The organism is Agromyces sp. H17E-10, assembly GCF_022919715.1.
GTDB lineage: Bacteria > Actinomycetota > Actinomycetes > Actinomycetales > Microbacteriaceae > Agromyces.
The window spans coordinates 1,046,852-1,068,715 of sequence record NZ_CP095042.1 but is presented as its reverse complement, the minus strand read 5'-3'; the positions used below and the strand labels follow the sequence as shown (position 1 = coordinate 1,068,715).

At 71.6% G+C, this 21,864-nt stretch carries 20 protein-coding genes; 9 read left to right on the top strand and 11 right to left on the bottom strand.

Annotated features, from left to right (window positions below; translation table 11 throughout):
* Positions 1–115 precede the first annotated feature (115 nt).
* Entirely contained in the window at positions 116–3,328 is a 3,213-nt protein-coding gene (locus MUN74_RS04850) for a glycosyl hydrolase family 95 catalytic domain-containing protein (protein WP_244855287.1), read from the bottom strand.
* Positions 3,329–3,460: 132 nt separating this feature from the next.
* On the bottom strand, positions 3,461–4,339 hold the full coding sequence (locus tag MUN74_RS04845; protein ID WP_244855286.1) for a LysR family transcriptional regulator: 879 nt from the start codon (positions 4,337–4,339) through the stop codon (positions 3,461–3,463).
* A gap of 117 nt (positions 4,340–4,456) precedes the next feature.
* On the opposite strand from MUN74_RS04845, the gene MUN74_RS04840 reads away from it, so the two are divergent.
* On the top strand, positions 4,457–5,962 hold the full coding sequence (locus MUN74_RS04840; protein ID WP_244855285.1) for an aminotransferase class I/II-fold pyridoxal phosphate-dependent enzyme: 1,506 nt from the start codon (positions 4,457–4,459) through the stop codon (positions 5,960–5,962).
* Here MUN74_RS04840 and MUN74_RS04835 read toward each other — a convergent pair.
* Together MUN74_RS04835 and MUN74_RS04830 are read right to left on the bottom strand one after the other, a co-directional pair.
* Positions 5,940–6,515, bottom strand: coding sequence for a GNAT family N-acetyltransferase (locus tag MUN74_RS04835; RefSeq protein WP_244855284.1), 576 nt, complete (start codon positions 6,513–6,515; stop codon positions 5,940–5,942). The two genes, MUN74_RS04840 and MUN74_RS04835, sit on opposite strands and share 23 nt — an antisense overlap.
* Before the next feature lie 78 nt (positions 6,516–6,593).
* A complete protein-coding gene (locus MUN74_RS04830) occupies positions 6,594–7,721 on the bottom strand; it encodes a DNA glycosylase AlkZ-like family protein (protein ID WP_244855283.1) in 1,128 nt (375 codons plus the stop codon).
* Positions 7,722–8,093: 372 nt separating this feature from the next.
* On the opposite strand from MUN74_RS04830, the gene MUN74_RS04825 reads away from it, so the two are divergent.
* Entirely contained in the window at positions 8,094–8,588 is a 495-nt protein-coding gene (locus MUN74_RS04825) for an FBP domain-containing protein (RefSeq protein ID WP_244855282.1), read from the top strand.
* A 51-nt stretch (positions 8,589–8,639) separates the two neighbouring features.
* On the opposite strand, the gene MUN74_RS04820 is transcribed toward MUN74_RS04825, so the two are convergent.
* The 4 genes from MUN74_RS04820 to MUN74_RS04805 form a co-directional block, all read right to left on the bottom strand.
* Entirely contained in the window at positions 8,640–9,038 is a 399-nt protein-coding gene (locus MUN74_RS04820; protein ID WP_244855281.1) for a hypothetical protein, read from the bottom strand.
* A gap of 83 nt (positions 9,039–9,121) precedes the next feature.
* Positions 9,122–10,861: an alpha/beta hydrolase gene (locus MUN74_RS04815; RefSeq protein WP_244855280.1), complete on the bottom strand. Its 1,740-nt coding sequence runs from the start codon at positions 10,859–10,861 to the stop codon at positions 9,122–9,124.
* A complete protein-coding gene (locus MUN74_RS04810) occupies positions 10,861–11,136 on the bottom strand; it encodes a hypothetical protein (protein ID WP_244855279.1) in 276 nt (91 codons plus the stop codon). Before MUN74_RS04810 ends, MUN74_RS04815 begins: the two co-directional genes overlap by 1 nt.
* Before the next feature lie 93 nt (positions 11,137–11,229).
* Positions 11,230–11,847 (bottom strand): TetR/AcrR family transcriptional regulator, encoded by a 618-nt coding sequence (locus tag MUN74_RS04805; protein WP_244855278.1) that lies wholly within the window; start codon positions 11,845–11,847, stop codon positions 11,230–11,232.
* Positions 11,848–12,023: 176 nt separating this feature from the next.
* Between MUN74_RS04805 and MUN74_RS04800 the strand changes: the two genes are divergently transcribed.
* The 3 genes from MUN74_RS04800 to MUN74_RS04790 are packed head-to-tail and all read left to right on the top strand — an operon-like array spanning position 12,024 to position 14,954.
* The gene (locus tag MUN74_RS04800) at positions 12,024–13,394 is read left to right on the top strand and encodes an NAD(P)/FAD-dependent oxidoreductase (protein ID WP_244855277.1); all 1,371 of its coding nucleotides are present in this window, start codon (positions 12,024–12,026) and stop codon (positions 13,392–13,394) included.
* A gap of 51 nt (positions 13,395–13,445) precedes the next feature.
* Positions 13,446–13,826 (top strand): cupin domain-containing protein, encoded by a 381-nt coding sequence (locus MUN74_RS04795; protein WP_244855276.1) that lies wholly within the window; start codon positions 13,446–13,448, stop codon positions 13,824–13,826.
* A gap of 54 nt (positions 13,827–13,880) precedes the next feature.
* A complete protein-coding gene (locus tag MUN74_RS04790; RefSeq protein ID WP_244855275.1) occupies positions 13,881–14,954 on the top strand; it encodes an epoxide hydrolase family protein in 1,074 nt (357 codons plus the stop codon).
* Positions 14,955–14,970: 16 nt separating this feature from the next.
* Here the strand turns inward: MUN74_RS04790 and MUN74_RS04785 are convergent, their stop codons facing one another.
* Entirely contained in the window at positions 14,971–16,620 is a 1,650-nt protein-coding gene (locus MUN74_RS04785) for a PucR family transcriptional regulator (protein WP_244855274.1), read from the bottom strand.
* Positions 16,621–16,741: 121 nt separating this feature from the next.
* Between MUN74_RS04785 and lysA the strand changes: the two genes are divergently transcribed.
* Genes lysA through MUN74_RS04765 form a run of 4 tightly spaced genes read left to right on the top strand, consistent with a single transcriptional unit; the run spans position 16,742 to position 20,848 of the window.
* Complete coding sequence (gene lysA / locus MUN74_RS04780; RefSeq protein ID WP_244855273.1) at positions 16,742–18,052, top strand: diaminopimelate decarboxylase; 1,311 nt, start codon at positions 16,742–16,744, stop codon at positions 18,050–18,052.
* 47 nt (positions 18,053–18,099) lie between these two features.
* The gene (locus tag MUN74_RS04775) at positions 18,100–19,032 is read left to right on the top strand and encodes an ABC transporter substrate-binding protein (protein WP_244855272.1); all 933 of its coding nucleotides are present in this window, start codon (positions 18,100–18,102) and stop codon (positions 19,030–19,032) included.
* On the top strand, positions 19,029–20,042 hold the full coding sequence (locus tag MUN74_RS04770; protein ID WP_244855271.1) for an amino acid ABC transporter permease: 1,014 nt from the start codon (positions 19,029–19,031) through the stop codon (positions 20,040–20,042). The genes MUN74_RS04775 and MUN74_RS04770 overlap by 4 nt, the downstream gene beginning before the upstream one ends.
* Positions 20,039–20,848: an amino acid ABC transporter ATP-binding protein gene (locus MUN74_RS04765; RefSeq protein WP_244855270.1), complete on the top strand. Its 810-nt coding sequence runs from the start codon at positions 20,039–20,041 to the stop codon at positions 20,846–20,848. The genes MUN74_RS04770 and MUN74_RS04765 overlap by 4 nt, the downstream gene beginning before the upstream one ends.
* Before the next feature lie 124 nt (positions 20,849–20,972).
* On the opposite strand, the gene MUN74_RS04760 is transcribed toward MUN74_RS04765, so the two are convergent.
* Both MUN74_RS04760 and MUN74_RS04755 read right to left on the bottom strand, forming a co-directional pair.
* Complete coding sequence (locus MUN74_RS04760; protein ID WP_244855269.1) at positions 20,973–21,347, bottom strand: hypothetical protein; 375 nt, start codon at positions 21,345–21,347, stop codon at positions 20,973–20,975.
* Positions 21,348–21,391: 44 nt separating this feature from the next.
* Positions 21,392–21,859 (bottom strand): VOC family protein, encoded by a 468-nt coding sequence (locus MUN74_RS04755; RefSeq protein WP_244855268.1) that lies wholly within the window; start codon positions 21,857–21,859, stop codon positions 21,392–21,394.
* Positions 21,860–21,864: the final 5 nt, after the last annotated feature.

Here is a 21,864-nt window from a genome sequence, read left to right as displayed (position 1 = left end):
GGTGGGTTTCGAGACGGTCGCTCCGCGACCTCCTCAACCGGCCTTCACGTCGACGAATCGGATGCCCCGGGCCGAAGCCTGAGGCATCCGATTCGATGCGCGATCGAGAGTCTGGTCAGGCGGCCGGGCCGAGATCGCGCATCGGCTTGCCGTTCTTCGTGTTCGCGGGCTTCACCTTGCGGCGATCGCCGTTCACGACGACCGTGACGTTCGACATGTTCGGTGCACGGTCGGCGACGACGTCGTACGAGACGACCTCGCCGTCCTTCCACTCGCAGCTCACCTTGTAGCCGCCGCGGGCGCGCAGGCCGGTGAACGAACCGGATGCCGCCCAGTCGGCGGGCAGCGCCGGCAGCAGGCGGATCACGCCGTCGTGACTCTGTAGCAGCATCTCGGCGATCGCTCCCGTGATGCCGAAGTTGCCGTCGAGCTGGAACGGCGGGTGGTTGCACCACAGGTTCGACAGCGTGTTGTAGGTGAGCAGGCCCCGCACCATGATGCCGGCGCGCTCGGCGTCGCCGAGGCGGGCGAACAGGGCGGTGCGCCACGGCCACGTCCACGAACGGCGGCTGTCGCCCGACACGGTGCCCGCGGTGAACGGCACGCCCTCCTTCTCGCCGCAGCGCGCCTTGAGCGACACGAGTGCCGCCGCCGCGAACTCGGGCGACGACGGCGTGATCTGCCGGCCCGGGTACACCGCGAACAGGTGCGAGGTGTGCCGGTGGATGTCGGTCGGGTCGTCGCGGTCGGACTGCCACTCCTGCAGCTGGCCCCACTTGCCGATCTTGTTCGGCGCGAGCCGCGACTGCAGGTCGGCGATCGTCGCCCGGTACTCGACGTCGGCGCCGAGCTCCTCGTCGCCGAGGGCGTCGGCGCAATCGAGGTAGTTCTGGAACAGGTCCCAGATGATCTGCTGGTCGTACATGACGCCGTCCTCGCGGGGGCCGTGCTCGGGCGACCAGCCGTCTGGCGCGACGAGGGTGCCGTCGGGCAGCTCCTTCAGGCGGTCCTGCCAGAACTCGCAGATCTCCTTGATCATCGGGTAGGCGACGTCGCGCAGGTACGTCTTGTCCTGCGTGAACGCCCAGTGCTCGTAGACGTGCTGCATGTACCAGGCGCTCGCGACGGTGTTCCACTCCCACGAGTTGCCGCCGAAGATGCTCTGCGAGGTGCGGGCCGTCCAGCCGCGGGTGTTCTCGCCGAACGCGTTGCGGGTGGCGACCCGGCTCGGCACGGCGACCTGCTGCACGAACGCGATGAGCGCCTCGTGCGACTCGGGGAGGTCGGCCGTCTCGGCGCCCCAGTAGTTCATCTGCACGTTGATGTTCGTGTGGTAATCGCTCGCCCACGCCGGCTGGTTGCTGTTGTTCCAGAGCCCCTGCAGGTTGGCGGGCAGGCCGCCGGGCCGCGACGAGCTCAGCAGCAGGTAGCGGCCGAAGTCGTACATCGTCTGCTCGAGCGTCGGATCGGACTCGCCCGCGCCGTAACGGGCGAGCCGCGTCGTCGTGGGCAGCGCCAGCACCGCGGCATCCGTCTCGCCCCACTCGACCGCGGCGCGCGACATGAGCTCGGAGACCTGGGCGACGTGCTCGTCGAGCAGGTCGTCGAAGCTGCGCGCGACCGCCGCCTCGAGCGCCGCGTCGATGCCCGGCTGCGGCGGGTCGCCGCGCCAGCCGTCAGCGGCGCTCAGCTTGTAGTCGGTGCGCGCGTCGAGGAGGAGGGTGAGGGTCGACGCGCCCGTCACGCGCAGGCCCGCGCCGTCGGCCGTGACCTCGCCGTCGGTGTCGGCGATGCGCACCGTCGCCGCGTGGCTGAGGTCGTTCGCCATGGTGCCCGCGAAGCCGATGCGGCGTGCGGCGACATCGGCCGAGGCGGGGGAGTTCTCCTGCTCGGAGGCGAGCGTGATCGTGCCGGTCAGCGCGCCGGCCGTGTCGCTCGTGTACCGGAGCACGACGACGTCGGCCTCGCGGCTCGCGAACGCCTCGCGCAGCACCGTGCCCGAGACCGTGGCGAAGTGGGTCGTGTGCACGCCGACGGTCGGGTCGAGCGCCCGGCGGTACCCGACCACGTTGCGCTGGCCCCGCGTCGTGTACCCGCTGCCCGTGAGCGCGACGCCGGCGAGCCGGAACGCGCCGGGCGACGTGAAGGTCAGCCGGTAGATCGAGTACGCCGTCGAATTCGCGAACGAGAAGCTCTTCGCCTCGCCGCGGCCACCGAACGCGACGCCCGACTTCGTGTCGAGGGTCTTCCACGCGAGCCCGTCGTTGGAGGCGGCGAGCACCCAGTCGCGCGGATCGGCCTCGGGCGCGTCGGGCCCGCTCGTCAGCACGTAGCCGGTGAGCGCCCGCTTCGCGCCGAGCTCGAGCTGCCACGCGGCGCCCGATCCGGCGTCGGCCACCTGCCAGACCGTGGATGCCTCGCCGTCGACGCTGCCCACGAGCGAGTCGGCGTGTCCCGTGGGCGACGAGACGTAGACGCTGCCTCCGGTCGCGAGCTCGACGCCGCCGAGCCCGATCTCGGCGACCTGGAAGTGGCTCACGCCGGCCTTCGGCACGAAGTCGATGCGGTAGAAGCGGTAGGCGGTCGTGTTCTGGAACTCGTACGTCTTCGTCTGGAAGCGCTGCTCGAACGGCGCACCCGTGCGCGAGTCGAGCGTCGCCCATGTGCCGCCGTCGTTCGAGCCGAGCACCCGCCACTCCTGCGGGTCGCGCGCCGGCACGTCGTTCGCGCTCGTGAAGCTGTACGACGAGACCACGGCGGGGGTCGGCAGCTCGGCCTGCCAGAGCACGTGCGACGGCGGGCCGTCGATGCACCACTTCGTCTGGCTGTTGCCGTCGTAGCTCTTGTCGACGTCTTCGGCGCCCCAGATCTTGTACGGGCCGCCGGGCGCCGTGACCTTCGGGCGGGCGCCGAACCCGATCGTGAGCGTGCCGAAGTCGCGGTACGAGCCGAAACCCGTCACACTCGTGTCGTAGGCGCCGTCGGGCTTGCCGGCGAGCGCGTTGTCGTAGTCGTTGAGCCCGCCCCAGAGGCTCTGCTCGTTGAACTGCACGACCTCCTCATCGGGGTTGCCGAAGAGCATCGCGCCGAGGCGGCCGTTGCCGATCGGCAGTGCCTGCTTCTCCCAGTCGGTGGCCGGGGTGCCGTACCAGAGCGCCTTCGGCGAGAGCTCGGGCACCGGGATGCCGCGACCGGCGGCTGCCGCGACCCGGCCGCCGACGAGCGCCGCCGCGGGCTGGGCGGCGAGGAACTGGGGGACGAGCGGGGCGAGTGCGACGAGCCCGCCGAGCTGCAGGGCACGACGGCGCGGAATCTCGCGTTGGAGCATCGGGGAACCTCCGGAGCATCATTGATCTGGTGTTTAACAGGTCTTGACCCACTGTGATCGGCGAAAACAGCGAGGTGCGATCAATCCTGCCCGATTAAAGATCGGATGTATAGAGATCTCGGCAAACGCCGCTCATGCAAGCGTTCTCACCATGAGCGCGACGAGGTCGGGGTCGAGCGTCGGCGCCGTGGCGAGCGACACGGCCCGCGAGAGTTCGAGGCCGGCGACGTCGAGCACGGCGAGGTCGTCGCGTTCGGGCGGCAGGGCGAGCTCGGGCACGAGCGCCACGCCGAGGCCCGCGGCGACGTACTCGACGACGACGCGGTAGTCGTCGCTGCGCGGCCCCACGATGGGGTCGAAACCCGCCCGCACGGCCGCGGCGCGGAACCCCGCGTCGATCGGGTCGTCGTCATGCGTGCCGATCACCCATCGCTCGCCGGCGAGCGCGCCGAGCCGCACCTGCCCGCGGCCTGCGAGCGGATGCCGCGCCGGCACGACGAGCGAGAAGTGCTCGGTGAACAGGGGAGTGGTCGTGTAGCCGGCCGCCGCGCGCGGCTGCTCGCCGGGCGCCGTGTAGACGACCGCTGCGTCGAGGTCGAGCCGCTCGAGCGACGACTGCAGCACGTCGAGCTCCGCCTCGGTGATGCGGGCGACGAGCCCGGCGGCGTCGAACGCTGCGACGAGCGCGGGCAGCAGCCTGGCGGCGGCCGTCGGGAAGACGCCGAACCGCACCGTGCGCCGCGCCTCGCCGAGCGCGGTGCGCACCTCGTCGAGCGCCCGGTCGGCGCGGTCGACGATGGCGGCGGCATGCGGCAGCCAGAGCCGCCCGGCGGGGGTGAGCACCGTGCCCGCCGCGGAGCTCTCGACGACCGCGGCCCCCGTCGCGCGGGCGAGCCCCGCGAGGTGATGGGCGACCGTCGGCTGGCTCCAGCCGAGCTCGCGGGCGGCGGCGGCCACCGAGCCGTGCTCGGCGATCGCGCGGAGGGCGCGCAACTGGCGCAGGTCGATCACGCTCCCTCCCTCCCTCGCGGCATTCGCCGGAGCATCAATCCCAGATCAATAGCTGCTATCGATCATTCCAGAACAATCGGTATTCCGTATTGAGATTCGGCACGGGACGATGGAGGCATGCCCACTCCCTATGCCGACGCCGTCGCCCGCTACGCCGAGACCGACCGCGCCCGGGTCTACGTGCCCGGGCACGCCGCCGACCCCGACGCGGCGCCCGCGCTCACCGAGTGGTTCGGCCCCGAACTGCTGCGGCGCGACGTCCCGCCGCTGCTCGGCGGCATCGACAAGGGGCCCGGCAACCCGCTGGCGGAGTCGCTCGCGCTCGCCGCCCGCGCCTGGAACGCCCGCCGTACCTGGTTCCTCACGAACGGAGCCTCCCAGGGCAACCGCATCGCCGCCCTCGCGCTCGGTGCCTACCGTGACGCCGACGCACCGGTCGTCGGCCAGCGCAGCGCCCACTCGTCGTTCATCGACGGCGTCATCCTCGCCGGGCTCGCGCCGCGCTTCGTCGCACCCGCGATCGACCCGCACCTCGGCATCAACCACGGCGTCTCGCCCGACGCACTCCGCGCCGCACTCGCCGGCGTCGACCGTCCGAAGGGCGTGTACCTCATCTCGCCGAGCTACTTCGGGGCCGTCGCCGACGTGGCAGCGCTCGCCGACGTCGCCCACGAGGCCGGCGCCCCGCTCATCGTCGACGCGGCCTGGGGCGCGCACTTCGGCTTCCACCCCGACCTGCCCGAGAACCCGTTGCGGCTCGGCGCCGACCTCGTCATCTCGAGCACGCACAAGCTCGGCGGCAGCCTCACGCAGTCGGCGATGCTGCACCTCGCCGACGGGCCGTACGCCGACGAGCTCGAGCCGCTCGTCGAGCGCGCGTTCATGCTCACGCAGTCGACGAGCGCGAGCTCGCTCCTGCTCGCCTCGCTCGACCTCGCCCGCGAGACCCTCGAGACGGGGCACGACCGCATCGCCGCGTCGATCGCCGCGGCCGACCGGCTGCGCGACGAGATCCGGGCGCGCGGGCGGTTCGCCGTCGTGAGCGACGGCTTCGGCGAGTTCGACGACATCATCGACGCCGACCCGCTGCGCGTCTCGATCGACGTCGCCCGCGGCGGCCTGCACGGGCACACCGTGCGCGAACAACTCGAGCGCGAGGGCATCTCGTTCGAGATCTCGACCGACTCGGCCGTCGTCGCCGTGCTCGGCGCCGGCGTCGTGCCCGACGCCGACCGCATCGTCGAGGCGCTGCACGCGATCGCACCCGAGTCGAGCGGCGACGGGGTATCCGCGATCGAGGCGGCCGTCGCGTTGCCCGCGCCCGGACCGCTCGCGATGCTGCCCCGCGCGGCGTTCCTCGCGCAGGGCGACGCCGTGCCGGTCGCCGACGCGATCGGGCGCGTGTCGACCGACGCGCTCGCCGCCTACCCGCCCGGCATCCCGAACGTGTTGCCGGGCGAGGTGATCACGGCCGAGGTCGTGGCCTTCCTGCAGCGCATCGCCGGGACGCCGGGCGGCTACGTGCGCGGTGCGGTCGACCCGTCGCTCGCGACCCTTCGCGTCGTGCGCGACGCGGATGCCGTCGACCGGCCCGTGTGCCTCAGCGCAGGTCGAGCCGCATGATCACCCGCGGGTGACCCGACAGCACCGACGTGGTGTCTGAGGCCTTGGTGAAGCCCGCCTCTTCGAAGACTGCGCGGGTGCCGACGTAGGCCATCGTCAGGTCGACCTTCTCGCCGCGGTTGTCGACGGGATAGCCCTCGATCGCGGGTGCGCCGTTCGCACGGGCGAAGTCGACCGCGCCCGCGAGCAGGTGGTGCACGAGGCCCTTCTTGCGATGACCCGGCCGCACCCGGAAGCACCAGACCGACCACACGTCGAGATCGTCGACGTGCGGGATTCGCCGGTTCTTCGCGAAGCTCGTGTCGGCGCGGGGATGCACCGCCGCCCAGCCGACCGGCTCGTCGCCGTCGTACGCGAGCACGCCGGGCGGGGGGTCCATCGAGCACAGCTCGCGCACCCGCTCGGACCGCTGCGGCTCGCGCAGCGCGACGTTCTCCTTCGAGCTCAGCAGGCGGTAGCTCAGGCAGAAGCACACGTTCGAGGTCGGCTTCTTCGGCCCGATCACCGCCGCAACGTCGTCGAACACATCCGCCGGTCGCACCTCGATCGCCATGCCACCAGCATGGCAGCGACCGCCGACACCCGTCGCTCCTCGACACCCCGCCGACACTCCGCGCAGGGGGGTCGAGCCTCAACGGCGGCGGCGGTCGGCGACCTCGAGCCCGAGCCACTCCGCGAGCGCGGCGATCTCGCCGTCGACCGCGTCGCGCGTCGCACGATCGAACGGCACGTCCTCGTGCACGGCGTTCACGACGAGCACGCCGTCGCCGCGCTCGGCCTTCGCGTCGAGCTTGCCGACGAGCCGGTCGCCCACGAGGATCGGCAGCGCGAAGTACCCCCACCGCCGCTTCAGGGCCGGCTTGTACATCTCGAGCGTGTACTCGAAGTCGAAGAGCTGCAGGGCGCGCTTGCGGTCGTAGATGAGCCGGTCGAACGGCGACAGGAGTGCTGCGCGCGGCTCGAACGGACGGCCGGATGCCTCGTCGCCGAGGGACGCGAGCAACTCGGGGTCGACCCGCCATTCACCGGGCACGCCGTCGACGACGGCCGGCTCGCCGGCCCGCCCGACGTCGACCGGCTCGAGCGGCATCTTCGTGCTCTTCGCCCTGGCGATGCCGAGCGACGTCAGTCGGCGCTCGTTGCGCAGCGCCGTCGCTGCCTCGGCGGTCAGTTCGGAGCCCGGCACGACCGCCGGGTACACCCGCTCCGCGAGCGTCCACAGGCGTTCGCGCCCCTGCCGGCCGGCGATCGCGATCTCGCCGCGCAGCGCGAGCGACTCGAGCATGCGGCTCACGTTGCGATCGTGGGTCCACCCGGTCGACTGCCAGGCCACGGCGCTCGTGTCGGGGATGTCGCGGGAGAGCATCGGCGCCGGAGCATCCGCCAGCAGGTTCAGCACGTCGCGTCGGAACCCGTCATTCTGCTCGAGCCAGTCGCGCCAGCGCGGCCATTCGGGAAACGAGGCCATCTCGGACCGCAGCATCGGAAGATCGCCGACGGGCCGGATGAGCGCGTCGAGCTCGAACAGCGCGCGGTCGCGCTCGAGTGCCGCGGTCAGGTCGCTCGGGCGGTACGACCCGCCGAGCCGGCTCCACGCGGCGAGGTCGGCGTTCGGCGCGATCGCCGCGGTCGGGTCGAGTTGCAGCAGGTTGAGATCGTGCACGAGGCTGACGAGGTCGGTCGGCCGGGATGCCTCGAGCCGTTGTGCACGCACCGCGAGGCGTCGGGCCGTGGTGAGGTCGAGCCGATGCGCTGCCATGGGGTCGAGGCTAGACCCGACCCCCGACGACCCCGACCCCCGACGACCCCGACCCCCGAGGACCCCGACGCCAGGCGACCCCCGATGCCGATCCTCACCCGCTCATCGAGTGCCGACCGGCCCGTTCAGCCGCCGTTCCGGTTCGCGGGCGTAGACTCGGCGATCGTGAATCGTTCTGGTGTGCCCGCGAATGCGCGCGGGCGTGAGGGGGTCGCCGGCGCCGTACGCGCCGCGATCAGTTGACCCCGCCCGCGGTCGCCGGCATCCGCCCGGGGGCCGCCGTCGTCCGCGCCCGGAAACGCCCGTGGCCGACGTCGTCGCACACGTCAACGTGCCGCCCGATCGGGTGGCGAACAGAACAGGTTCCGATTCATGCTTCCCATCACCGACGCGCAGATCCGCGCGTCCTTCGTCAACGCCACCGTCCGTGAGCGCAACACGCTCACCCTGCCCGCCGACTTCGCCGACCTCGACTGGGACCGCCGCGACTTCCTCGGCTGGCGCGACCGCAAGCTGCCGAACGTCGCCTACGTCGTCGCGGAGGTCGACGGCGAACTGGTCGGCGTCATGCTGAAGCGCGCCGAGGGGCGCATGCGCTCACGCCCCCAGTGCGCCTGGTGCGAGGACGTGCACCTGCCGAACGACGTGCTCTTCTTCATCGCGCGCCGCGCCGGACAGGCGGGCCGCAAGGGCGACACCGTCGGCACGCTCGTGTGCGCCGACTTCCAGTGCTCGGCGAACGCGCGCAAGCGCCCGCCGACCGCGTACATCGGTTTCGACGTCGAGGCCGCCCGCGAACGCCGCGTCGAGGCGCTGCGCGACAACGTGCTCGGGTTCATCCGCACGGTGGGCGCCGGCGAGGGCTGAGCGAGGTCATCCGATCGTGGCCGCGCCGTGTCGCGCGGCCACGATCGGACATCACTCCGAAACAGGCTCGGAGGCCTCAGGGGAACCGGGCTCGCAGTCGCTGCCGCCGGAGAGGAACGATCCCTCGGTCGACATCGCGAACGTGATGCGCGACCTGCGGTCGTTGCCGCCGACGAGTCGCGGTCCGAGATCCCCTTCGCGGACGACCTCGGTCTCATATCCGTGCTCTCCCCAGAGCGCGGCGACCTCGTCGAGGTGCGCGTCGATGGTCGCCTCGTCGGTCGCGCCGTCGCCGAGCCGCGAGAACGCGTACTGCACGCCCACCCCGCCGCTAGCGGTCGTGCATTCGTACGGCGCCGGGTCGTCGCGGTTCTCCCAGTCGCCGCCGAGCAGGGTCTCGGTCTCGTCGAAGAGGGCCGCGAGTTCGTCTCGGGCGGTCTCAGCGGTCATGTCCGATTGTCCTTCCGTTGCACAGCCGACCAGGGCGAGGACGGCGGCGACCGCGGCGATGAGGCCTCCGGTGCGGGCGAGCATCACACCACCCCGCCGGAGTCGTCACCCGGCGCGCCCGGCGCGAGCGTCGTGAGATCGCTCGTGACCAGGTCGCCGCGACCGAGGTTGATGAGGGCGAGGTTGCGCACCGACTCGCTCGACGGGATGAGGTACTCGCCGTGTCCGTGCGACTCGGCGAGCCGCTCGCCCGAGATCGGGTCGGTCTCGCCGCCGTTGGTGCCGAATTCGTTCACTCCGGTCCAGTCGGCCGGGTCCTGGCGTCCGCTCAGGATCCGCCCGGTCGGTGCCCACGGGTCGTCGATCGTCTCGCCGGCCCAGACCTGGCCGTCGGGCACGTGGAGCCCGCCGAGGCTGACATCGCCCGTCAGACCCGCCGACCCGTACATCGCGAACGAGTCGGCCGAGATGCCCGGCTGGCTCAGTGCGATCGCGACGGTCGGCGTGCCGTACGAGTGGGCGTTGATGTTGAGCGTCGTTCCGGTGCCGACGGTCGCGTCGTAGGCGCGGAGTTCCTGTTCGAGCAGCTTCGCGCCGGTGCGGGCGTGCCCTTCGCCGAGCACGGTGATCGCGTCGGGCGACGAGTAGCCGATCCAGGCGACGACCGCCGTCGAACCGCCGAGGCCGAGGTAGGTCGCCCACTCGTCCTCCGTTCGCTTCATCGTCTTCGCATCGGTCACGGCGTTGACCATGTCGCTCGTCGACGAGTACATGCCCGAGACCTGGAACGTCGCGTTCGTCGCCGTGTCGAGGTCGCCGACCGAGATGGCCGCGAGCGGCTTCGGCTCGGCGTCGGCATCCAGCGAGACGAGCTGCATCGGATAGTTCTTCGACGCCGTCGCCAGCGCCTCCCGGATCGCGCGCAGGTCGCTCAGCTCCTGCGAACCGAGGCCGGTCGCCTCGAGCCGTGTGATGGTGCGGTCGAGCACGAGGCGGTTCGCGAGGTCTCGCGCGGCATACGGCACGCCGCCGAGGTTGCCGACGATCTCGGGGATGCCGTTCACGAGGGTGCGCCGCGCCTCCGGAGAGAGCGTCGCCCACAGTTCGGCGACCGCGTTCGGGTCGGCCTCGATCAGGGTTTCGGCGAGCTCGGGATGCAGCTCGAGCAGCAGCGCGAGGTCTCCTTCGGAGAGCTCCGAGAGCTTCTCGAGCAGCGCGCTCGCTGACGACGACGCGATCGTCTCGGCATCGATCCGCCAGGCGCCGCCCAGCGAAAGCGCATCGGTGAGGCGGGCGGCGAGCTCGCGGTCGATCCGGCGCCGCTCACGGACGAGTTCATCCCAGTCGTGCTCGACGGCGTCGAGTCCCGAGCGCGCGTCCTCGATCGTCTCGCGATAGCGGGCTCGACGACGCGCGATGCGTTCGTCCTCGGACTCGTCGCCCGTGGTGAAGCCGGGCGGCGCGAGCACCCGCAGCTCGCGGGTGGCCGCCGCCTCGTCGTCGTGCAGCTCGTCGCGGCGCTCGCGAAGCGCGCGTTCGGTCTCCGCGAGCGTCTCGAGGTCGCCCGCGTAGCCGCGGAGCAGTTGCGCGTGATGATCGAATCCGTCGGCGAGTACGACCAGGTCGGGACCCGGCCCGTCGAGTGCCGTGAGGAAGGACGACTTCGCCTCGCCCTTCCATTCGTCGTCCTCGGCGATGCCTCTGGCGTCGTCGAGCCGTGAGATCGCCTCGCGGATGCCGTCTGCGGCGTCCTGCCGTGCTCGTGCGACCGCCCGGATCTGATCGGGATATCCCGCCGACGGGTGATCCTCCGTCCACGCCATCAGTCTGTTTCCCCGAGTACGCGGTCCTGCTGGGCGAAGCGGTCGGCGACGGTCGTGGGTCGTTCGGCGAGTTCCGAGAGTCGCGTGTGCAGCGCCTCGGCGCGAGCCGCATGCTGGCGCGCCGCCTCGGCGAGCGCGTCCTCGGCGGTCGGGGACTGGAGTCCCGCCGCGCCCGGTGAGACCACGCGTGACTGCAGTACGAGCCGCTCGGCGGCCGATTCGAGCTTCCGCGTGATCTGCTCGAGATGCTCGCGATCGATCGACAGGTCAGTCATTCGTCCCCCGATCGTGTCGACCTGGTTCGAGGGTAGCCGACGGCGGCATCTCGTACGGCTGCGCGGCCGGTCGCGCGACCGGTCGTGCGGCCGTCACTCGGCAGGCGAACCGGAGCGCCCGAACACGAGGGCGTCGAGCAGCACCTCGAGCGAGGCCTGCACCCGCTCGTCGGTCCAGACCTCGGGGTCTTCGATCGCCTTCACCTCGTAGCCGCGGCAGTAGAGGTAGAGGATGTCGGCGATGTGGGCGGCCTCGTCGTGGTCGACCCGTTCGCCGTCGTGCGCGACGTGCTCGGCGCCCGCGAGGAACTTGCCGTAGGTGGCATCCGTAACGCCCTTCACCACCTCGTAGGCGCGCCGGTTCGCGCCGCGCACGTCGGCGATGACCTCGATCCAGAGGCTGCGCAGCACGTTCTCCTCGGGGGAGGAGGAGCACATCCAGCGGGTGAGCTCGGCGAGGCGCTCGACGCCGACGCGATCGCCGAGGTGGGCCGCGCGCGACTCGTCCCACTGGGCGCGGGCGTGGTCGAGCGCGTTCGCCATGAGCAGCGCGCGCGACGGCACGAAGTTCGTGATGTAGGCGGTCGAGCGGTCGAGGCGCTCGGCCACGGCGCGCAGCGTCACGGCGCGCGTGCCGCGCTCGCGGGCGACCTCGACGGTCGCGCGGGCGATGTCGGCGAGGCGCTCGTCGGGGTCGACCTCGATCGGCACGGGCCTCCCTCCCTCACCGGCTCGTCGTGCGCGAGCCGGCGTTTGACAGCCTGACATGACGAGGGTACGTTTCAAAACACTGTTGTACAACACGCCGATATCTCAGGCGAACGGGATGCCTCGCCGGCGCCCCGTCCGCGGCGGCGGACCCTCGACGAAGATGGAGCACACCCCACATGACGGTCAACGGCGGCGTCTCGTTCTGGCTGCAGCAGGTCGGCGTGCCGACCCCGCGACCGGCGCTTCCGGGCGACCTCGACGTGGACGTGGCGATCGTCGGCGCCGGCTACACCGGGCTCTGGACGGCCTACTACCTGAAGCGCGACCAGCCCGACCTGCGCGTCGCCGTGCTCGAGCGCCGCTTCGCGGGCTACGGGGCCTCGGGGCGCAACGGCGGGTGGCTCACCAACTCGGTCACCGGCGGCCGTGCCCAGTACGTGAAGACGCACGGCCGTGAGGCCGCGATCGCGCAGCAGCGCGCGCTCAACGCGACGGTCGACGAGGTCATCGCGGTCGCCGCGACCGAGGGCATCGACGCCGACATCCACAAGGGTGGCGAGTTCGAGGTGGCGCTGAACCCGGCCCAGCTCGCCCGGCTCGAGGCCGCCGGCGGGTCGGAGCAGTCGTGGCCCGCGACCGACGTCGAGGTGTTCGACGCGAAGGCCGCCGCCGCGCGCATCAACGTCGACGGCGTGCTGGGCGGTATCTGGCACCCGCACGCGGCACGCATCCACCCCGCGAAGCTCGCACTCGGGCTCGCGCAGGCCGTCGAACGGCTCGGCGTCGCGATCTACGAGGGCACGACCGTCACCGAGATCGTGCCCGGCGAGGCCCGTACCGACCACGGCACCGTGCGCGCGGCGCACGTGCTGCGCGCGACCGAGGGCTTCACGCCCGATCTCAAGGGCCTGCACCGCACCTGGCTGCCGATGAACTCGTCGCTCATCGTGACCGAACCGCTCGCAGCTTCCGTCTGGGAGCAGATCGGCTGGAACGGCCGCGAGGTGCTCGGCGACTTCGCGCACGTCTACATGTACGCGCAGCGCACCGCCGACGACCGCATCGCGTTCGGCGGCCGCGGTGTGCCCTACCGCTACGGGTCGCACGTCGACCAGGACGGACAGACCCAGCAGCGCACGATCGAGAGCTTGACGGCCCTCCTGAACCGCTTCTTCCCGCAGACGACGAGCGCCGCGATCGACCACGCCTGGTCGGGCGTGCTCGGCGTTCCCCGCGACTGGGCGGCGACCGTCGGCCACGACCGGGCGACCGGCCTCGGCTGGGCCGGCGGCTACGTCGGCACGGGCGTGACCGCCACGAACCTCGCGGGTCGCACGTTGCGCGACCTCGTGCTCGGCCAGGACACCGAGCTCACCCGCCTGCCGTGGGTGGGGCACCAGGCCCGCAACTGGGAGATCGAGCCGCTGCGCTGGCTCGCCGTGCAGGCGATCTACACCGCGTACCACGCCGCCGACCGCGGGGAGCAGCGGGGGCGGGCGACCACGTCGCCCATCGCGAAGGTCGCCGACCTCGTCGCCGGGCGCTGAACGCGGGGCCGCGCGCCCACGACCCCGAACGTATCGAACATCGGAGCAACCATGACCGACCAGCCCACCGCCGTACCGACCGTCGCAGGGCTCGCGCCGACCGCGCGCGACCTCGGCCCTGCCGTGCCGAAGCCCACCGCCCTGACCGAGGGCGTGCTCGAGGCGTCCGGTTCGCTGTGGGAGGTGCCCGGCATCGACGTCGGCTACTGGGAGTGCACGCCCGGTCGGTTCGCCGCCGCGCGCGAGGGCTACACGGAGGTGTGCCAGTTCCTGTCAGGGAGCGTGACGATCGAGGTCGACGGCGAGGAGCCCGTGACCTTCGGCGCCGGCGACACCCTCATCACGCCGAGCGGCTGGCGCGGCGTGTGGGACGTGCACGAGACCGTGCGCAAGCTCTACGTCATCATCGACGACGTGCGGTCGGTCGGGTAGCGCGCAGCGCGTATCGAGACCACGGCCGTCGGTCGAGCCCGATACCGTCGGGCCATGCAGCCCTTCCCGATCTCCGTCTCCGACGACGTGCTCGACGACCTGCGCGCCCGGCTCACCCGCACGCGCTTCACCACCCCGAGCGCGTCCGCCTGGGGTGCGGGCGTCGACCCCGGTTATCTCGCCTCGCTCGTCGACTACTGGGCGAACGACTTCGACTGGCGCGCGGCCGAGGCACGGCTCAACGAGTATCCGCAGTTCGTCGACCGCGGGCAGCACTTCGTGCACCTGCGGCGCGACCCGACGAGGCCGCCCGTGCTGCTCGCGCACGGGTGGCCGAGCAGCTTCGTCGAGATGCTGCCGCTCGCCGACCTGCTCGACGTCGACGTCGTGATCCCGTCGCTGCCGGGATTCCTCTTCTCCGAACTCGTCGACGGCCCGCTCACCCGAGCTGCGATCGCCGAGGCCTTCCACGTGCTCATGACCGAGACGCTCGGGTACGACCGGTACTTCGCGTTCGGTGGCGACATCGGCGGTGCGGCGTCGACGTGGCTCGCGACGATGCACCCGAACGAGGTGGCGGGGCTGCACCTCATCCACGGCGCGTTCCCGGCCGACTTCGACGCGTCGCCGATCACGCCCGACGAGCAGGCGTTCCTCGACGCCGAGGCGGCGTACGACGAAGGCGACGAGGGCTACAGCTCGATCATGGGCACCCGCCCCGACACGATCGCCGCCGCCCTTGTCGACTCGCCGGCCGGGCTCGCCGCCTGGATCGTCGACAAGTACCGCGACTGGAGCGACTGCGGGGGTGACGTCGAGTCGCGGTTCGATCGAGATGCGCTCTGCACCATCCTCACGCTGTACTGGGCGACGGGATCGATCGGCACCTCGTTCCGCCAGTACCTCGACTTTCCACACAACGCGAAGCGGCCGACCGTCACGGTGCCGACGGCCGTGACGCTCAGCTGCGAACCGGGCATGCGCGGGTTCCCGCGTTCGATCGTCGAACGCGCCGTGACCGACCTTCGCCACTACTCGGAGCCGGGACGAGGCGGTCACTTCCTCGCGTTCGAGGAACCCCAGCTCGCCGCCGACGAACTCGGTGCCTTCATGCGCTCGGTGGGGTGACCGCTGCCCGGCGGGCTCAGCGCGCGAGCGCGCGCAGCTGCAGCCACGCGGCGAGCCGCTCGTCGGCGTCGCCGATCCGCACGCCATGCGACTCGGTCGCCCGCCGCAGCCGGTGCCGCACGGTGTTCTCGTGCACGCCGAGGCGCTCGGCCGCCTGGGCGACGTTGCCGAAGCACTCGAGCCACACGAGCAGCGTCTCGGCGACGGCCCGGGAGGCCTCGGCCTCCGACGACTGCAGGGCGTCGAGGGCGGGGTCGCGCAGCTCGTCGCCCGCGGCGAACAGCTCGGCGACCCGGTCGACGACGAGGAGCGGTCGCAGGCTTGCGGCCGTCACGATGCGCTGTCCTGCGACGCCGCGCTCCCGGACGCCGTGCGTGCCGCCTGCCGACCCGGCAGCCCTGGAGGCCACGGCCCCGCCCTCCGCAGCCCCGCGACCCGCGACCTCGAGCAACCGGTCGGCGAGGTCTCTCGCCCCGGCCACGTCGCCCGAGCGGTGCGCCGGGCCGGTGACGGCGATGCGCGTGCCCGGTCCGACGAGCCGGTCGACGAGCGGTACGAGGGGCTCGGCGACCGTCGTCGCCTCGTCGACGGAGCCGGCCGCGAAGAGCGCGTACACGCGTGAGCGGTGGGCGACGGCGACCGCATCAGGCCGGTTGAGCACGAGGTGGCGGATGACGGTCGACCGCAGTTGCGCGACCGCCGTCGGGCCCGCACTCGGCACCTCGAACGCGAGCAACGCGGCGCCCCGGTCCTCGTCGATGCCGAGCTCGGCGAACTCGGTGCCGGTGAGGTCGATGCCGGTGAGCAGCGTGCGCAGCCGGTCCTCGCGCGGTCGCTGGTCGGTCGCGTGCGCCCGCAGGTCGTCGAGCAGGTGGGCGCCCGCGAGCGCGCTCGCCCGTCGCATCCGCGCCTCCTGATCGGCCGTCACGGGCGCCTCGCCCGACGCGTCGATCGCCCAGATGCTGCCGAGCGGCAGGGCGCCGGCGCGGATCGCGAAGGCGACTCGCGGCTCCTCGTCGCCGAGACGCGGGTACTTGATGGGGCGGTCGGAGCGCAGCACCGTGCGGTACTGGTCGTCGTTGTAGGGGGAAGCGGGCACCTGCCGCGCGAGGATGCCGTGCGTGCGCAGCGTGTCGATGAGCTGGCCCGGCACCGACGAGTAGGCGAGGATGTTGCGGCTCAGGTCTTCGACGGCGACCGAGCCGCCGAAGAACTCGGCCAGTTCGTTCGCGATCGCGAAGAGCGGTTCGGCGCCGCGCTGCTGCGGCGGCGCGAGCGACGCCTCGGCCTCGCCGAGCAGGTGCGTGAGCTGCGCGTCCAGCAGCCGCCAGCTGATGCGGTCGGCGACGCGCACGAGCGGCAGGCCCGTCGACTCGACGATGGCCGCGAGCGCGGGCACGCGGTCGGCACTGCACTTGAGCGCGAGGCCGGCGGCGCCGTGTTCGGCCGCCGCACCGGCGAGTGCCGCGAGGCGGGCGGTGCTGAGCGACGCCGTCGAGGGTGCGAGCAGCAGGGTGGATGCGACGTCCCCGAGTTCCTCGGCGATGTCGACGAACTCCGTGCCGGTGACGGCGACGGACGGCAGCGGCGGACCGATCGGCGTCACCGTGCGCGGGCCGAGTCCGTCGACGAGTTCGGCAAGCGTGACCCGCGGGCTCGGCGACACGCCAGTTGGAGAAATCGCTGCATCCATGGGGCAAAGTTATCCGAGATCGCCAACCAATCGCGATCCCGTTCTTCCTAGGCTGGCCACCGCGACGGCGAAGGCGCCGCGCGAAGGAGGAACGATGACCGCGAACCGCCCCGCACCCGCGGGCACCCGCCTGGGCGAACTCTGGCGCATCCTGCCCGAGGAGTCGTCGGCGAGCGCCGACGGCGTGCTCGAGATCGGCGGCGTCGCCGTCACCGAGCTCGCGGAGCGCTTCGGCACGCCGTTGCACGTCTACGACGAGGAGGGGCTGCGACGCCAGATCGGCCGCTTCGTCGAGGGGCTGCGCGAACGGTGGCCGAACTCCGAGGTGCTGTTCGCCTCGAAGTCGCTGCCCGCGGTCGGCATGTACCGGCTCGCCCACGAGGAGGGGCTCTCGATCGACATCGCCGGCGGCGGCGAGCTGCGGCTCGCGCTCGCCGCGGGCGTCGACCCCGAGCGCCTCTACTTCCACGGCAACGCGAAGACCGACGCCGAGCTGCGCCTCGCGCTCGAGGCCGGCATCGGCGCGATCATCGTCGACAACGACGACGAGCTCGATCGGCTCGAACGCCTGCTCGAACGGCCGCAGCGGCTCCTGCTCCGCGTCATCCCCGGTGTCGAGGCGAAGACCCACGCGTCGCAGGCGACCGGCGGGCAGAACTCGAAGTTCGGCCTGCCGATCGACCAGGCCGCCCGCGCGATCGCCCGGATGCAGGCGCACCCGCTCATGCAGTTCGAGGGCGTGCACCTGCACATCGGCTCCCAGATCCTCGACGTCGCGCAGTTCGGCGAGGCCGTCGCGAAGATCTCGAGCGTCGGCACCTTCGGCACGTACGACGTCGGCGGCGGTCTCGGCATCGCGTACACCTACGACGAGGAGGCCCCCGAGGTCGCCGCCTACCTCGACGAGATCGTCGCGGCAGCGCGGGCGCACCTGCCGGCCGACGCCAAGCTCATGATCGAGCCCGGACGCTCGGTCGTCGCGCGCGCGGGCGTGACCCTGTACCGGGTGACCACGGTCAAGCGCACCGGACGCACCTTCGTCGCCGTCGACGGCGGCCTCGCCGACCAGATGGACATCGCCCTCACCCAGCAGCGCTACGAGGCGATCATCGCCGACCGCCTGCTCGAGCCGTGGACGGAGACCGCGCAGCTCGTCGGCCGCCAGTGCGAGTCGGGCGACCTGCTCGTCGACGGCGCCGCGCTGCCGCCCGCGCGGGTCGGCGACCTCGTCGTCATGCCGGCGACCGGCGCGTACGCCTACACGATGTCGAACAACTACAACGGCGCCCTGAAGCCCGCGATCGTCTTCGCGAGCGAGGGCGACGCCCGCCTCGTCACTCGTCGCGAGACCTACGACGACCTCCTCGCGACGCACGCGCCGGCCATGGCCGAGGCGTTCGCCTGAGGCATCCCGATCGATCACCAACCCCCACCACGACAAGGAAGTCACCGATGATCGCACGCACCACCCTCCTGTTCGGCGCGACGGCCGTCGCCGCCGCCCTCGCCCTCACCGGCTGCTCGGGGGCCTCGGGCTCCGGCGCCCAGGCCGCCGCGGGCTCGAGCCTGCCCGCCGGCGACGAGGTCTCGACGACCGTCGACGAGTCGCTGCACGACCTGCTGCCCGACGACATCGTCGAGAAGGGCCGCATCGACGTCGCCGTCGACATCCCGTTCCCGCCCATGGCGATGTACGACGACCAGAACCGGGCGATCGGGTTCGACCCCGAGCTCGGCCGGCTCATCGGCCAGAAGCTCGGCATCGACGTGTCGCTCAACAAGCAGGCGTTCGACTCGGTGATCCCGTCGCTGCAGGCCGACAAGAACGACATCATCATGAGCGGCATGAACGACACCCCCGAGCGGCAGGCGACGCTGAGCTTCGTCGACTACACGCACGGCGGGTTCGCGATCCTCGTGCAGGCCGGCAACGAGGCCGGCGTGCACACCCAGCAGGACCTCTGCGGCAAGACCGTCGCGGTGCAGAAGGCCACGGTGCAGGGCGAGCTGCTGCGGGCCATGGAGTGCGACGGCGACCCCGTCACCGTGACCGAGCTGCCGAGCGACCTCGACGCGCAGACCGCGCTCCGGGCCGGCAAGAGCGACGCCTACGTCGCCGACGCCGTGGTCGCGGAGTATGTCGCGGCGACGACCGACGACGGCGAGGCGTTCGACGTCGTGCGCGACCCCGAGAACCCGGCCGGCTTCAACCCGGTCTACAGCGGCATCGGCATCCTCAAGGAGGACACCGGCCTCGTCGAGGCCGTGCAGGCCGCGATGCAGGCCCTCATCGACGAGGGCACCTACCAGCAGGTGCTCGAGCGCAACAACATCGCCGCCTACGCCGTCGAGTCGGCCGAGGTGAACCAGGGGGCGGAGCAGTGACGACCGCACCAGCGGCGCCCGCCGCACCCTCGACAGCGCCCGGCGCTGCGCCCGGCTTCGGCGCTGCACCCGAGTCGACCGACGACGACGTCCGCGCCATCCCGCTGCGCCGGCCGTGGCGCTGGATCAGCGCCGCCGTGGTGCTCGTGTTCGTCGCCGGGTTCGCGTACTCGGTGTTCACGAACCCGAACATCGACTTCGCGGCGATCGGGCAGTTCCTCGTCGATCCGCGCATCATCGACGGCGTGTGGCTGACCCTGCTCATCACGTTCATCGCGATGGTCGTCTCGACGGTGCTCGCGATCGTCATCGCGGCGATGCGACTCTCGTCGAACCCCGTGCTCACGAGCGTCGCGTGGTTCTACGTGTGGGCGTTCCGCGGCACGCCGCTGCTCGTGCAGATCGTGCTCTGGGGGTACCTGGGCCTGCTCTACGAGAAGCTGTCGATCGGCATCCCGTTCACCGACATCGTGTTCTGGCAGGCCGACACGAACCTGCTGATCACGGCGATGGTCGCGGGCATCCTCGCGCTCACCCTCAACCAGGCCGCGTACTCGTCGGAGATCGTGCGCGCCGGCATGATCTCGGTCGACGAGGGCCAGCGCGAGGCCGCGTACTCGCTCGGCATGTCGCCGCTGTACACGTTCCGCAGGGTGCTGCTGCCGCAGGCGATGCGGGTGATCATCCCGCCGATGGGCAACGAGACCATCTCGATGCTGAAGAACACCTCGCTGCTCTCGGTGATCGCGGTGCTCGAGATCTACACGCAGGCCACCGTCATCTCGTCGCAGAACCTCAAGCAGGTCGAGCTGCTCATCGTCGCGAGCATCTGGTACCTCGTCATGACGAGCATCCTGTCGATCCCGCAGTACTACCTCGAGCGACGGTACGGCCGCGGCACCAGCCGCAACCTGCCGCCGACCCCGTTCCAGCGCCTGCGTCAGGCGTTCGCCTCGCGCCGGCCCGGCCCCGAGCCCGCGCCCGAGACCAAGGCGGTCAGTGCAGCATGAACACCCTCACCACCACGAAACCGATCGAGGATGCCGCGGCCGAGGCCCGGCCGCTCGTCGAGATCCGCCGCGTGCGCAAGAGCTTCGGAGCCCACCAGGTGCTGCGCGACGTGTCGCTCGCCGTGCCCGCCGGCACCGTGACCGTGCTGCTCGGCCCGTCGGGCTCGGGCAAGTCGACCCTGCTGCGCTGCGTCAACCACCTCGAGTCGATCGACGGCGGGCGCATCATCGTCGACGGCGAGCTCATCGGCTATCGGCAGGCGGGCCACGACATCCACGAGATGACGCCGAAGCAGATCGCCAGGCAGCGCCGTGACATCGGCATGGTGTTCCAGAAGTTCAACCTGTTCCCGCACATGACCGCGCTCGAGAACATCACCGAGGCACCCGTGGGCATCGCGGGTGCACCGCGCGCGAAGGCGAAGGCGCGCGCGCTCGAACTGCTCGACCGGGTCGGCCTCGCCGACTTCGCGAGGCACTACCCGGCCCAGCTGTCGGGCGGCCAGCAGCAGCGCGTCGCGATCGCGCGGGCCCTCGCGATGGACCCGAAGCTGATGCTCTTCGACGAGCCGACCTCGGCGCTCGACCCCGAGCTCGTCGGCGACGTGCTCGACGTCATGCGCGAGCTCGCGAACGAGGGCATGACGATGATCGTGGTCACCCACGAGATCGGCTTCGCGCGGGGCGTCGCCGACCAGGTCGTGTTCATGGACGGGGGCGTCGTGGTCGAGGCCGGACGGCCCGAGGACGTCATCGACCGACCGCAGCGGCAGCGCACGCGCGACTTCCTCGAGAGCGTGCGATAGCCGACGGGGAGACCCGGGCGCCCGGCCGGCGAGGGGGGAACCGCCGGCCGGGCGCCCGTATCCGTCGTCGGTTCGCCGACGTCGTCGGTTCGGCGACGCCCCCGTCGTCGGCGGCGGTGCGACGTCAGCCGATCGCGACGAGCAGGCTGAGCACCGCGAGCACGATGACGACGGGCGTCATCGTGAGGCGTTCGGCCCGGCTGCGCGAGATCGCGTCCATCGCGATGCCGAGCACGAAGTAGGCGAACACGATCCACATGCCGACCGTCGACACCGCGTCGGACACGACGTCGACGAGACCGGCCCGATCGAGGGCGAGCACGGCGATGATCGCGTAGATCACGATCGACACCGCGCTGCCGACGCGCAGCCGCGCGGGCAGGACGCGATGCTGACCGCCCCACGCGAACCGGCCCAGCGGGGCACCGAGCGCGAGCGCGAGCTGGAAGATCGCGAGCAGGGCGAGCAGGACGCAGAGCGCGATCGCGGCGGCGGGCATGGGCCCGAGCCTAGCGAGCGCCGGCGACGAGCGAGTGGTGCGGCCTACGCGTTCTCGAGCTCTGCGATCACGACCTTCTTCTGGCCCATCATCACCTGGATCTGCTCGGGCCGCTTCGTCAGGTCGCCCATGTTCGCCGGGATGACCTGCCAGCTCACGCCGAAGCGGTCCTTGCACCAGCCGCACTGCTCGGCCTCGGGCACGTGCGACAGTGCTGCCCAGTACCGATCGATCTCGGCCTGGTCGGCGCACGACACGACGAACGAGATCGACTCGTTGAACGTGAAGAGCGGGCCGCCGTCGAGGCAGACGAAGTCGACGCCGTTCAACGTGAACTGCCCGTTGAGCACCTTGCCGCGCATGCCGACGAAGTGCTCGTCGAGCGCTTCGTCGGGGTACTCGTCGATGCGCCTGATGCGCGAGTTCGGGAACACCTCGACGTAGTACTCCATCGCCTCGCGGGCGTTGTCGCTGAACCACAGGCACGGCTGGATGGGTGAGAGCTCGGCCATCGGAA

What these genes read in the sequence shown, in the direction of transcription:
- MUN74_RS04835 (WP_244855284.1), bottom strand. Translation starts at nt 6,515, where the DNA reads ATGGCGATCGAGGTGCGACCGGCGGATGTGTTCGACGACGTTGCGGCG.
- MUN74_RS04765 (WP_244855270.1), top strand. Translation starts at nt 20,039, where the DNA reads ATGAACACCCTCACCACCACGAAACCGATCGAGGATGCCGCGGCCGAG.
- MUN74_RS04795 (WP_244855276.1), top strand. Translation starts at nt 13,446, where the DNA reads ATGACCGACCAGCCCACCGCCGTACCGACCGTCGCAGGGCTCGCGCCG.
- MUN74_RS04760 (WP_244855269.1), bottom strand. Translation starts at nt 21,347, where the DNA reads ATGCCCGCCGCCGCGATCGCGCTCTGCGTCCTGCTCGCCCTGCTCGCG.
- MUN74_RS04790 (WP_244855275.1), top strand. Translation starts at nt 13,881, where the DNA reads ATGCAGCCCTTCCCGATCTCCGTCTCCGACGACGTGCTCGACGACCTG.
- MUN74_RS04820 (WP_244855281.1), bottom strand. Translation starts at nt 9,038, where the DNA reads ATGACCGCTGAGACCGCCCGAGACGAACTCGCGGCCCTCTTCGACGAG.
- MUN74_RS04825 (WP_244855282.1), top strand. Translation starts at nt 8,094, where the DNA reads ATGCTTCCCATCACCGACGCGCAGATCCGCGCGTCCTTCGTCAACGCC.
- MUN74_RS04850 (WP_244855287.1), bottom strand. Translation starts at nt 3,328, where the DNA reads ATGCTCCAACGCGAGATTCCGCGCCGTCGTGCCCTGCAGCTCGGCGGG.
- MUN74_RS04840 (WP_244855285.1), top strand. Translation starts at nt 4,457, where the DNA reads ATGCCCACTCCCTATGCCGACGCCGTCGCCCGCTACGCCGAGACCGAC.
- lysA (WP_244855273.1), top strand. Translation starts at nt 16,742, where the DNA reads ATGACCGCGAACCGCCCCGCACCCGCGGGCACCCGCCTGGGCGAACTC.
- MUN74_RS04775 (WP_244855272.1), top strand. Translation starts at nt 18,100, where the DNA reads ATGATCGCACGCACCACCCTCCTGTTCGGCGCGACGGCCGTCGCCGCC.
- MUN74_RS04830 (WP_244855283.1), bottom strand. Translation starts at nt 7,721, where the DNA reads ATGGCAGCGCATCGGCTCGACCTCACCACGGCCCGACGCCTCGCGGTG.
- MUN74_RS04755 (WP_244855268.1), bottom strand. Translation starts at nt 21,859, where the DNA reads ATGGCCGAGCTCTCACCCATCCAGCCGTGCCTGTGGTTCAGCGACAAC.
- MUN74_RS04800 (WP_244855277.1), top strand. Translation starts at nt 12,024, where the DNA reads ATGACGGTCAACGGCGGCGTCTCGTTCTGGCTGCAGCAGGTCGGCGTG.
- MUN74_RS04810 (WP_244855279.1), bottom strand. Translation starts at nt 11,136, where the DNA reads ATGACTGACCTGTCGATCGATCGCGAGCATCTCGAGCAGATCACGCGG.
- MUN74_RS04815 (WP_244855280.1), bottom strand. Translation starts at nt 10,861, where the DNA reads ATGGCGTGGACGGAGGATCACCCGTCGGCGGGATATCCCGATCAGATC.